The sequence below is a fragment of the Mesorhizobium sp. P2_B5 genome, from assembly GCF_056404775.1.
The window spans coordinates 992579-1004158 of record NZ_JBFUDJ010000001.1 but is presented as its reverse complement, the minus strand read 5'-3'; the positions used below and the strand labels follow the sequence as shown (position 1 = coordinate 1004158).

At 62.3% G+C, this 11580-nt stretch carries 12 protein-coding genes and 1 pseudogene; 6 read left to right on the top strand and 7 right to left on the bottom strand.

What is annotated here, in order from left to right:
• The first annotated feature begins 18 nt into the window (after positions 1–18).
• The 6 genes from AC1D1N_RS05180 to AC1D1N_RS05155 all read left to right on the top strand — a co-directional run bounded on the left by AC1D1N_RS05180 (position 19) and on the right by AC1D1N_RS05155 (position 5334).
• Positions 19–342, top strand: coding sequence for a phosphoribosyl-ATP diphosphatase (locus AC1D1N_RS05180; protein WP_436257580.1), 324 nt, complete (start codon positions 19–21; stop codon positions 340–342).
• A gap of 131 nt (positions 343–473) precedes the next feature.
• The gene (gene coaA, locus AC1D1N_RS05175) at positions 474–1433 is read left to right on the top strand and encodes a type I pantothenate kinase (RefSeq protein ID WP_142868700.1); all 960 of its coding nucleotides are present in this window, start codon (positions 474–476) and stop codon (positions 1431–1433) included.
• A 98-nt stretch (positions 1434–1531) separates the two neighbouring features.
• Positions 1532–2530, top strand: a complete 999-nt coding sequence (locus AC1D1N_RS05170; RefSeq protein ID WP_477347006.1) for a glycosyltransferase family 2 protein — start codon at positions 1532–1534, stop codon at positions 2528–2530.
• Complete coding sequence (locus AC1D1N_RS05165) at positions 2530–3300, top strand: class I SAM-dependent methyltransferase (RefSeq protein WP_112559901.1); 771 nt, start codon at positions 2530–2532, stop codon at positions 3298–3300. The genes AC1D1N_RS05170 and AC1D1N_RS05165 overlap by 1 nt, the downstream gene beginning before the upstream one ends.
• On the top strand, positions 3290–3724 hold the full coding sequence (locus tag AC1D1N_RS05160; RefSeq protein ID WP_436257578.1) for a GtrA family protein: 435 nt from the start codon (positions 3290–3292) through the stop codon (positions 3722–3724). The genes AC1D1N_RS05165 and AC1D1N_RS05160 overlap by 11 nt, the downstream gene beginning before the upstream one ends.
• Entirely contained in the window at positions 3721–5334 is a 1614-nt protein-coding gene (locus AC1D1N_RS05155) for a hypothetical protein (RefSeq protein WP_112559899.1), read from the top strand. Before AC1D1N_RS05160 ends, AC1D1N_RS05155 begins: the two co-directional genes overlap by 4 nt.
• Here the strand turns inward: AC1D1N_RS05155 and AC1D1N_RS05150 are convergent.
• From AC1D1N_RS05150 to AC1D1N_RS05120, 7 genes and pseudogenes are all read right to left on the bottom strand, one after another.
• On the bottom strand, positions 5297–5914 hold the full coding sequence (locus tag AC1D1N_RS05150) for an alpha-ketoglutarate-dependent dioxygenase AlkB (protein WP_112559898.1): 618 nt from the start codon (positions 5912–5914) through the stop codon (positions 5297–5299). The two genes, AC1D1N_RS05155 and AC1D1N_RS05150, sit on opposite strands and share 38 nt — an antisense overlap.
• Before the next feature lie 220 nt (positions 5915–6134).
• Positions 6135–6326, bottom strand: a pseudogene (locus AC1D1N_RS05145) (LysM peptidoglycan-binding domain-containing protein); the annotation flags it as partial.
• A gap of 3 nt (positions 6327–6329) precedes the next feature.
• Positions 6330–7145: an inositol monophosphatase family protein gene (locus AC1D1N_RS05140; RefSeq protein WP_477347003.1), complete on the bottom strand. Its 816-nt coding sequence runs from the start codon at positions 7143–7145 to the stop codon at positions 6330–6332.
• A 73-nt stretch (positions 7146–7218) separates the two neighbouring features.
• Positions 7219–8217: an LLM class flavin-dependent oxidoreductase gene (locus AC1D1N_RS05135; protein WP_477347001.1), complete on the bottom strand. Its 999-nt coding sequence runs from the start codon at positions 8215–8217 to the stop codon at positions 7219–7221.
• A gap of 5 nt (positions 8218–8222) precedes the next feature.
• Positions 8223–9050 carry an arylamine N-acetyltransferase family protein gene (locus tag AC1D1N_RS05130; protein WP_477346999.1) on the bottom strand — a complete coding sequence of 276 codons (828 nt, stop codon included), beginning with the start codon at positions 9048–9050 and terminating at the stop codon, positions 8223–8225.
• A 94-nt stretch (positions 9051–9144) separates the two neighbouring features.
• Positions 9145–10317 carry an AI-2E family transporter gene (locus AC1D1N_RS05125; protein WP_436257506.1) on the bottom strand — a complete coding sequence of 391 codons (1173 nt, stop codon included), beginning with the start codon at positions 10315–10317 and terminating at the stop codon, positions 9145–9147.
• A gap of 113 nt (positions 10318–10430) precedes the next feature.
• Entirely contained in the window at positions 10431–11492 is a 1062-nt protein-coding gene (locus AC1D1N_RS05120; protein WP_436257507.1) for an LLM class flavin-dependent oxidoreductase, read from the bottom strand.
• Positions 11493–11580: the final 88 nt, after the last annotated feature.

Here is an 11580-nt window from a genome sequence, read left to right as displayed (position 1 = left end):
AAAGGCTTGCTACGCGCCATGGCTGAATTCTCGCTCTCCGAGCTGGAGACAATCATCGCCCAACGCGCCCAGTCCGGCGACCCGGACTCGTGGACGGCGAAACTGTTTGCCAAGGGCATGGACAAGGCCGCGCAAAAGCTTGGCGAGGAGGCGGTCGAGACCGTCATTGCCGCCGTCAAAGGCGACAAAAAAGCCCTCGTTTCCGAAAGTGCCGATCTTATATATCATTGGCTTGTCGTGCTTGGGATTGCGGAGGTTCCGCTGGACGACGTACTGCGCGAGCTCGAGAGCCGTACCGGCCGCTCGGGCGTCGCCGAAAAGGCTTCGCGGTCGAAGGGTTGACCGCTAGGGCCGGATGATTTCAGGCCAAGGCCTGAAATCTGAATCCGTCTCTAAATTAAAGAAGGAGCATGATGTCGTCCGAAAACCGCTTCACACTTTTCGGCATCATGCTCTAGAGGGCAGGAAACTCGATGGACCAGCTCGCTCCGACCGAGAAATATTCCCCCTATCGTTTCTTCTCGGCCGAGCAATGGTCGAACTTCCGCGCCGACACGCCGATGACGCTAAGCGAAGACGAGATCAACCGTCTGCGCTCGCTCAACGACCCGGTCGACCTCGAAGAGGTCAAGCGCATCTATCTGTCGCTGTCGCGCCTGCTGTCGGCCCATGTCGAGGCCAGCCAGCTGCTGTTTCGGCAACGCCAGGCCTTTTTCAACGCGCTGGATGTGGTCAAGACGCCGTTCATCATCGGCATTGCCGGTTCGGTCGCGGTCGGCAAGTCGACCACGGCGCGCGTGCTGAAGGAGCTTCTGGCGCGCTGGCCGTCGAGCCCCAAGGTCGACCTCATCACCACCGACGGGTTCCTGCTGCCCAACGAGGTGTTGCGGCGCGACAATCTGATGGAGCGCAAGGGCTTTCCCGACAGCTATGATGTCGGCGCGCTGCTGCGTTTCCTCTCGGGCATCAAGTCGGCGCAGCGCAATGTCCGCGCGCCGGTCTATTCGCATTTGACCTATGACGTCATTCCCGGCGAGTTCGTCACCATCGACCGGCCCGACATATTGATCTTCGAAGGCATCAATGTGCTGCAGCCCGGCAAATTGCCGAAGGACGGCAAGATCGTGCCGTTCCTGTCGGATTTCTTCGATTTCGCCATCTATATCGATGCCGACGAAAAGCTGATTCATCACTGGTACATCGCCCGCTTCATGCGGCTGCGCGAGACCGCCTTCCGCAATCCGGACTCCTTCTTCCACCGCTATTCGCAGCTTTCGGAAGACGCCGCGCGCGCCATTGCGGAAGGCTTGTGGGCCAACATCAACCTGAAAAACCTGCGCGAGAACATCGTGCCGACGAGGGCGCGCGCCGACCTCATCCTGCGCAAGGGCGCCAATCACCTGGTCGAGGAAGTGGCACTCAGGAAACTGTGAAATCCCACCCTATTGGTTGAAATCAAAGGCTATAACTTAAAGTCATCTTAACCCAGACTTGCCTATTGTTGCGCCTGATCCGCGGGCTTGGGCAGGCAATGAACGCGCCATTCCTTCATATCGATCGGCCAGCAGCAGGCCCCACCGTGCGTCCGCAGGACGGGACGGCGACCGTTGCGCTGATCGTACCGGTGCACAATGAGGAAGCCGCAATCGCACCTTTCCTCAGGGCGGTGTACGCAAGCATCGACCCGTTGAAGGAAACGTTCGAGCTCATCTTCGTCAATGACGGCAGCACCGACGCCACGCTCGAGCGGCTGATCGAGGCGCAGCGCGCCGATCCGCGCATCCAGGTGATCGACCTGTCGCGGAATTTCGGCAAGGAAGCCGCGATGACCGCCGGGCTCGATTGCTGCGACGCCGACGCCGCCATCCCGATCGACGTCGACCTGCAGGATCCGCCGCATGTCATTCCGCTACTGATCGAAAGATGGCGCGAAGGCTTCGAGGTGGTCCTGGCCAAGCGCACGGACAGGTCGAGCGACAGTTTTGTCAAGCAGCGCTCCGCTTCGATGTTCTACCGCGTCCACAACTGGATCGCGCAGCAGAAGATCCCGCACGATGTCGGCGACTTTCGCCTGGTCGATCGCCAGGTGATCGAGGCGCTGCGTGCCTTGCCCGAGCGCCGCCGCTTCATGAAGGGCCTGTTCGCCTGGGTCGGCTTCCGCACAGCGACTGTCGAATATGTCCGCGACCAGCGCATCGCGGGCCAGTCGAAATTCTCCGGCTGGAAGCTTTGGAATTTCGCCCTAGAGGGCATCACCAGCTTCTCCACCGCACCGCTTGAGATCTGGACCTATGTCGGCGCTGTTATCTCGGCCTTGTCGTTCCTCTACGGGCTGGTGATCGTCGCCAAGACGATGGTCTTCGGCGTCGATGTGCCGGGCTACGCATCGTTGCTGGTCAGCGTGCTCTTCCTCGGCGGTATCCAGCTGCTCGGCATTGGCATCATCGGCCAGTATCTCGGCAGGGTCTATGCCGAGATCAAACAGCGCCCGATCTACATCGTACGACGCACATTCGGGGGTACCGGCTGATGGAACTCGACGCCTATCGCAACATGGCGGCAACCGAAGACAGGCATTGGTGGTTCTGTGGACGCCGGGCCATCGCCGAGGCCGTCATTCGCAACCTCGGTCTGCCGGAAGGCGCGAAAATCCTTGAGATCGGCGCCGGCACCGGTGGCAACATATCGATGCTGGAGCAGTTCGGCGCGGTTTCCGCGGTCGAGATGAGCGATCTGGCGCGGCAGATCGCGCGCGAAAAGACCGGCCGCGACTTTCTGTCTGGCCACCTGCCCGACAACATCCCGGTCTCACCGGCAAGCTTCGACCTCATCTGCCTGTTCGACGTGCTGGAACATGTCGCCGAGGACGAGGCCTCCCTGGAGGCGATCCGCCACATGCTGAAACCGGGCGGCCGGGTGGTGTTGACGGTTCCGGCGCATCAGTGGCTGTGGAGCACGCATGACGTCGGCCTGCATCACATGCGCCGCTATTCGCGCAGCCTGCTGCGCGGACGCATCGAGGCCGCCGGCTACCGGATCGACCAGCTGACTTATACCAATGCGGCGCTTTTCCCCGTCGCTGCGCTGGCGCGGCTGGCGGACCGGATGCGCAAGCCGGCGCGACCGTCCGGCCATGCAACGCCGCCTGGGCCGATCAATGCGGTGATGCGGGCGATGTTTTCAGCCGAGCGCCGCATTGTGCCGAACGCCGCCTTGCCGTTCGGCGTTTCGTTGCTGGCGGTGTTTCGCAACGACGCCGCGTCCGATAGCCGTCGCTTCGGCGACAGGCTTGCGGCCTGACCGCATCATGCCCGGCGTTGGCTTGTATCGTCGCCTGTCGCGCTTTGCCCTGATTGGCATAGCATCGACGCTGATTTATGCGATTTGCGCTTTCCTGCTGTCAGCACTTCCGGGTTCCGCCTTGCCGGCGGCGTCGGCTTCGGTCGTCGCCTACATCATTGCGGCGTTCTTCTCCTATGCCGGCCACAAATACGTGACCTTCGTCTCGTCGGGTTCGCATGGATTCGAAGCCCCGCGCTTCTTTCTACTGACAGCGATTGGGCTCGGTTTTTCCTGGTTGCTGCCGCTGATCCTGGTCAATGGTCTTGGTGCCAAACCGGTGATGTCGATCGCTGTCATCTGCGTCGTCGTGCCGGCGTTCAACTATTTCGTCCTCGATCGGTGGGTGTTCGCGCCCGCCGCCAGGATAAGGGCAGCATCATGAGTGTCTCGAACGACGTTGGTGCCCTGAACGGCTGGCGCAGCCAGGATCTGGCGACGTCGCTGTTTTCCAGTCGCAATCTCCTCGCCTTCGCCGCCATCACGATCTTCTCGGTGGTCTATCAGACGCGCTGGGGAACGATCCCGGACACGAGCTGGCTGATCACGGTCTGCGAACGTATGCTCTCTGGCGAGCGACTTTATTCCCAAATCTACGAGACCAATCCTCCGTTCAGCGTATGGCTCTATTTACCGCCCGTGGCTGCGGCCAAGGCGCTTGGAATTGAGCCGGAAATCCTGGTTCACGCTTGGACATATCTGGCTGCACTTGTCGGGCTTTCGTTCTCGGGCGCGATCGTCAAGCGCGCCGGCTTTGCCGAAACGGCACCGTTGTTTGCGCTGGCGCCCGCCTTCTACGCGATGTTGGTGATCTTTCCCGGCAATGCCTTCAGCGAGCGCGAGCACATCGGCATTGCGCTGTTCATTCCGTTGTTGGCGCTTCATGCCTGGCGCGCACGGGTAGATGCGGCGGCGCCACCGAGTTCGGGTCTTGCCGTACTTGCCGGCCTGTCAGGCAGCGTGCTGCTTCTTGTCAAACCGTATTATGCGATCATGGTGCTGGCGCCGGCGCTGCTCGTTGCAGCGCGTCGGCGCAGCTTGAGGCCAATTTTCGCCCTGGAGCACTGGGTCATCGGCGGGGTCTGCGTTGCCTATGGCGGGCTGATCACACTGATCTACCCGGAATTCCTTCGCGACGTTTATCCGCGGCTGGCGGAGGTTTATTCAAATATCACCATTTTCTGGCCTATCGTTGGCCGCTACGTTTTCGCGTGGTTTTTTTTGCTGACCTCCGTTTGCCGGCTCTGGCCGGCCAGGCGGTTTCCCGAGTTGGCGGCGGTAGCATTGACCGCATCTATCGCCGCTATGTTTCCGTTGTTCTATCAGGCAAAAGGTTGGCCCTATCACGCCTATCCAGTCAATTTTTGCATGGTGGCATCCATTCTTTGTTTGCTGGCAATTCCGAAGTCGGAGCGGCAATCGTCGTTTTTGCTGCCCTTTTTGTCAGGTCCAACACGTGCTCTGGGGTTGGCGGGCCTGGCGGTCGCCTTCCTTCCATATTGGATCACGCTGAAGCCAGACGCGGCGCTGTTAGCCACCACGCGTGCCGCGACCTATCGACCGACGGTCGCGTTGATGGGTTCCGACCTATCGGCCGGACATCCGTTGGTTCGAATGATCGACGGGCAGTTCGTTTCTACCCATGTGAGCGATTGGCTGGGAGCGTTCTCGCTCTATCTGTCCATGGCGGCGATCCTATCCAATGATGCCGCCAAAGCGACGCATTATGATGCGATCGTGGTGCGCTATGCTGAAAGCAAGCGTGAAGAGTTCGAGCGCCTGCGTCCTGATATCATCATCGTCGAGAAAGACGACGCCTACTGGACAAACCGACTGAAGGAACGTTTTGGCTTTGGTACCATCCTGGCCCAATATCATTGGCTCGCCGAAAACGACGCTGTGCGTGTCTATCTGCGCAACGACTACATCCGTCCCACTCCTCCGCCAGATAAGCTCGTTATACCGCCCGCGTCACCCGTCGCAGCGTCAGATTGATGCGGCCGCCATTCTTCAGCAGCGCCGAGGTCGACGGGTAGATGCGGTCGACGCCGTGGAAGCAGAGCCGGCCTTCACCGCCGAGCACGACGACATCACCGCTTTTCAGTCTGAACGATTTGGTGCCACCGTCGCGCGTCGTCTGGCCGACCCGGAACAGGCAGTCGTCGCCGAGCGAAACAGAAACCACGGGCGCCGAGAAATCGGCTTCGTCGCGATCCTGGTGCAGGCCCATCTTGGCATCCTGCGTATAGAAATTGACCAGGCACGCCTCCGGCGGATGCGGATGGGCGGAGACCTCCTGCCATAATTGCATCAACGCATCGGGGATCGGCGGCCATGGCTCCCCGGTCAGCGGATGCGTCGGCTGGTAGCGATATCCCAGTTCCTTGTCGGTGACCCAGCCGAGCGAGCCGCAATTGGTCATGCGCACGCTCATCTCCTTGCCGGTGCGCGGCATCGCCGGCACGAACAGCGGCGCTTGCTGCACCACCTTCCTGACCTCTTCGACCAGCGCTTCCTGCGCCGCGCGGGGTAGGTAACCAGGCATATGGCGGACGCCTTTAGGCAGAACGAGCATGGCTCGGCGGTTTCTCCAGTTGAAGGGCCAACAATGCCACCGCCAAACACAAACGGCGACCCGAAAGCCGCCGTTTGTCGATCAGGACCGATTTTTAGAGCATGATCCCGAACCGAAGGACCGCGCCAGCGAAAAGTGGAATCCGGTTTTCGGAAAAGATCATGCTCAAACAAAGAGATAGAGTGGTTCGGCGTTTCCGTGAAACGATGAACCGCTCTAGTCAGACATCGAGGACCGGGATGCGCAGGACCTGGCCGGGGTAGATCTTGTCAGGATGGGTGAGCATCGGCTTGTTGGCCTCGAAAATAACGGTGTTCTTGGCGCCCTTGCCCTTGCCGTAGCTCTTTTCGGCGATCTTCCAGAGATTGTCGCCCTTCTTGACCGTGTAGAAGGTCGGTTCCTGGGCTGGCGCCGCCTATCGCTGCGCAATACCGGCAGGCGCCGCTCCGAAGGCCTGCGCGCACAGCGCCTGCAGCTTCGGGAACACATGCTTGCCGCCGGCGATCACCTGCGCTCCCTGGGCAAGCACGGTCATCGGGTCCGGCTTCAGCACCATGCCGCCGGCCTCTTCCACCAGAAGCATGCCGGCCAGGCAGTCCCAGGCATTCATGTGTTCCTCGACATAGCCGAGCAGCCGGCCGGATGCCGCATAGGCCAGCATCAGCGCGCCCGATGCGTTGCGGAAGAAGACGCCGCCTTCTGCCATGATCAGGCCGATCAGCACGGTGACATGCTTCGTCTCCGCGCGGTTCGACAGCCCGGTGCCGACCGATCCTTCCCCGAGGCTGGCGGTGCTGGCCTTGATTGGCCGGCCGTTGACGAAGGCACCGCCGTCGCGGCGGCCGTGAAAAGTCTCGCCGGTCGACGGCTCGTGGATGACGCCGACGACCGCCTCGCCATCCTTGGCGCAGGCGATGACCACACACCAGGCCGGAATACCGCGCACGAAGTTGGCGGTGCCATCGATCGGGTCGATGACCCAGACATGGCCCGTCGATCCCTCAACCGCGGCATGTTCCTCGCCGACAATGCCATCCTGCGGATAGGCGGCGGCGATCGCCGCGCGGATGAACAGTTCGACCTCGCGGTCGCCATCGGAAACCAGGTCCTGATGGCCCTTGCTCTCGATGGTCAGGTTTTCGAGGTCGCGGAAGTATTTCAGGCCGAGTTCGCCGGCGCGTCGCGCCAGATCGATGGCGAAATGCATGCGCTGGTCGAGGTCATGGGTCACGGCAAGGCTCTTGGCTGAGGAAGGCGTCTGCCCTTAGCAGACGAGCCTCTCCTGCAAAAGCTTCACTGGCGACTCACGCGGCTTGCGACAGCGATTTGTGCGCCTCGGCCAGGATTTCGAACGAACGCACGCGCGCCGCATGGTCGAAAATCTGCGCCGTCACCATCAGCTCGTCGGCGCCGGTGCGGCGCACGAAGGCGTCGATGCCTTGCCGGACGGTTTCGGGCGATCCGACGACGGCACAGGACAGCGCTTGGCCGAGCATGGTTTTGGCCATCGGCTCCAGCGTCTGGTCATAACCCTCGACCGGCGGCGGCAGGCGGCCCGGCCGTCCGGTGCGCAAATTGACGAAGGCCTGCTGCAGCGAGGTAAAAAGCAGTTTTGCCTCGGCATCGGTCGGCGCGGCGAAAACGTTGAGGCCGAGCATGACATAGGGCTTGTCCAGCTGTTCAGACGGCTGGAAGCGTGAGCGGTAGATGTCCAGCGCATGGTCGAGCTCGGCCGGCGCGAAATGCGAAGCAAAGGCATAGGGCAGGCCAAGCATGGCGGCGAGCTGCGCGCCATAGAGGCTTGAGCCGAGAATCCAGACCGGCACCTTCTGGCCTTCGCCGGGCACAGCATGGATACGCTGACCTGCCTCGGCCGGCTGGAAATACCCCATCAGCTCGACGACATCCTGGGGGAAATTGTCTGACGCCTCGAGGTTGCGGCGCAGCGCACGCGCCGTGCCCATGTCGGTGCCGGGCGCGCGGCCGAGGCCGAGGTCGATGCGGCCGGGGTGCAGTGCCGCCAGCGTGCCGAACTGCTCGGCGATCACCAGCGGCGCATGGTTGGGCAGCATAATGCCACCGGCGCCGACGCGGATCGTCTTGGTGCCGCCGGCGACATGGGCGATGACGACCGCGGTCGCCGCACTGGCGATGCCGGGCATGTTGTGGTGCTCGGCCAGCCAGTAGCGCTTGTAGCCGAGCTGCTCGGCATGGCGGGCGAGGTCGAGCGAATTGGCCAGCGACTGCGAGGCGTTGCTGCCTTCGACGATCGGCGACAGGTCGAGAACGGAAAGAGCGGTCATGGGCCTCAAGCCTTTACAATGTTCAACTGCCGGACCTTGGTTTCGAAGGCGGCGCGGTCGGGGATGATGATGTCGAGCTGGCTTTCCAGAATGTCGGCGAATTCCGCCGCTGTCGCGATCTCGCGTTGCTCGCTGCGGCCGCCGACATGATGCGTCGACAGCCTGGCGTTGCGCAGCGCATAGCGCCGGTCGGGCAAGGCGCGCGCCGCAGCGACGGAGGACAGGAAATGCGAGGTCGGATGGGTCGAGACGAAGTAATTGGCGACCGCATAATCGACCTCATAGGTCGGTTGCATGTCGAAGCGGTGGAGTGTCTGCCAGTCGCCGCCGACATTGGCTTGTACCCGAAAATGATCTGACGTCTCGATGATGCGGAATGTTTCGTGCGGGGTCTGTTGTTCGAGGCCCGGCTCGAGCAACAGCGGCGCGGTCATTGTCAGGCCGCCAAAGCCGACATCGGCAATGTAGGTCCTGCCGTCGAGCTCGATCCGCAACAGCATGTGGCTGCGCGGGGTAATGGCGTCCTCCGGCAGACCCCTCAGAACCCGCGCCGCGAGGCCGCTGACCTCGAAGCCCAGCGCCTTCAGCGCATGCATGAGGATCAAATTGTGTTCGAAGCAGTAGCCGCCGCGGCGGCGCGCGAAAATCTTGTCCTGCAGCGAAGCGAGATCGAGCTTCACCGCGATGCCCAGCAACGGATCCATGTTCTCGAAGGGGATCGCTTGCGGGTGCTGCCGGTGCAGCACCTTCAGCGTGTCGAGCGACGCATCGATCGGACCGCGATAACTGATCCGGGCGAAATAGGCGTCGAGGTCGAAGGAGGCGTCGGTCATGGCAGGGTCCGGCTTGACCGGCTCGATATAGGCACTCGATCGGAAGACGACAAACAAGAGACGACAAGCAAGAGGCGGCAAGCAGTACCGGCCTCTATGCCTGGGCCTCGCCATTCTCCTCGGCCGCTTCGTCCTCCACCACGACCGCCGTCTGCTGTGCGGCGAGGAAGTTGCCGACATGGCCGAGGCCTTCGAAATGGTCGCAGAACACCTTGATGACGACCAGCAGCGGCACGGCCATCAGCGCGCCGACAAAGCCCCACAGCCAGGACCAGAAGGCGATGGCAATGAAGATCGCCACGGCGTTGATCTCGAGGCGCCGGCCGACCACCATCGGCGTCACGAGCTGGCCCTCGATGATGTCGCACAATAAGACAAAGGCCGGCGCCAAAAGCGCGTAGGAGATGGTGTCGAAGCTGATCAGCGCCATCACCGAGACAAGCACGATGGTCAACATTGCGCCGACATAGGGCAGGAAGTTGAGCAGCGCGGCGGCGACGCCCCAGACCAGCGGATTGGGCATGCCGAGCGCCCACAGGCCAAGGCCGATGACGGCGCCGAGACCGGCATTTATGATCGTGACGGTAAGCAGATAGTGCGAGATTTCGCGCTCGACGTCATAGACGACGCGCAGCGCCCGCTTCTTTTCGCTGAGGCTGGCGAAGGACTGGATGATCTTCTCGTAGAACATCGTGCCCGACGCCAGCAGGAACAGCGACAGCACGAAGATGATGGTGAAGCTTGTGCCTGCCGCCAGGACATTGCTGGCGGCCGCCGACAGGATGCCGGACTGCGCCAACGCCACTTTCTGGATGCCCGGCTCCTGCGAGGTCTCGGTCATCTGTTCGATCTGATGCGAGATCTGCATGATCCTCTCGAGTGGACGCCGCAATTGCGCCAGCCGCTCCGTCAGTTGCTGGCCGATCGACGAAGTGTTGTTGAGGAGGTCGATGACCGGACCGCTGAGCAGGTAGCCGGCGATGGCAACGACGCAAACCGACAGCACGACAAGCAACGTCGCCGACACCACTTCGGGAATGCCGCGCTTGCGCAGGAAGCGCACGATCGGCGTGAGCGTGAGCGTCAGCAGGAAGGCGAGAATGACCGGCATGAAGAAGGCGCGGGCGAAATAGAGCGCGTAGATCGCCATCAGGATGAAGATGCCGATGAGCAGCGAACGCATCAGGTGCGTGTCCGCGCGGGCAACGACGCGCGCCTCTTCGGCCTCGGCAAGGACTGCGCCCAAAGCGGCGGGTTCGGCTTTCATCGTTTTCCCCCCGGCAGCGCACCGCAATTGGTGCATTCCGCTGACGGAAACGCCTCTACCGCCTCTAGGTTCCGTTAGCCGGCAAGGCCAACAATCCAGACGACGTCGTCGAATTACGCGGCGGGCGCCGTTACCGCCGGCGCCGATTTCGCCGTTTCCTTGCGCACGATCGGCGCCACCTTGGTGCCGTAGAGTTCGATCGCTTTCATGATCTTGGCGTGCGGCATGGTGCCGATCGCCATCTGCAGCAAGAAGCGATCGTTGTTGAAGATCTTGTGCTGGGCGACGATCTTTTCCGCCACAGCTTCAGGATTGCCGACGAACAGCGCGCCGTTTGGGCCACGCGACTGATCGAAATGCGCCCGCGACGTGGGACCCCAGCCGCGTTCGCGGCCAATGCGGTTCATCACTTCGGCTTGCGGCCCATAGAAATCGTCGGCCGCCTGCTCGGTGGTCTCGGCGATGAAGCCGTGCACATTGATGCTGGTGGCGAGCCCCGTGGGGTCGGTGCCGGCACGCTTGGCAGCCTCGCGGTAGATGTCAAACAGCGGCGCAAAGCGCGCCGGCTCGCCGCCGATGATGGCCAGCGCCAGCGGCAGGCCGAGCACGCCGGCGCGGGCGGCCGATTGCGGCGTGCCGCCAATGGCGATCCAGATCGGCAATTTGTCCTGCAACGGGCGCGGATAGACGCCGCGGTCATTGATCGGCGCACGCAGATTGCCGGACCAGGTGACTTTCACGCTGTCGCGTATCGCCAGCAGCAGGTCGAGCTTTTCGGCGAACAGCTCGTCATAGTCTTCGAGATTGTAGCCGAACAGCGGGAAGGATTCGATGAACGAACCGCGCCCGGCCATGATCTCGGCCCGGCCGCCCGACAGAAGGTCGAGCGTCGCGAACTGCTGGAAGACGCGTACCGGATCGTCGGAGGACAGCACGGTGACCGCGCTGGTCAGCTTGATGCGTTTGGTACGTTCAGCGGCGGCGGCCAGCGCCACCACCGGTGCTGAAGCGGCATAGTCGGGGCGGTGATGTTCGCCCAGACCGAAGACGTCGAGGCCGACCTGGTCGGCCAGCTCGATCTCTTCGATCAGGTTGCGCAGCCGCTCGTGCGGGCCGATCGCGCCGGGGCCGGGCTCGGGACTGACGTCGGCAAAAGTGTAGAGACCGAGTTCCATGATCTGTCATCCAATGGTTGGGTTTTGCGGCTAGAGGTAGCGACCGAGCCGCCTTGCCGCCAGAGGGGAGGATGGTGAACAGTGCATG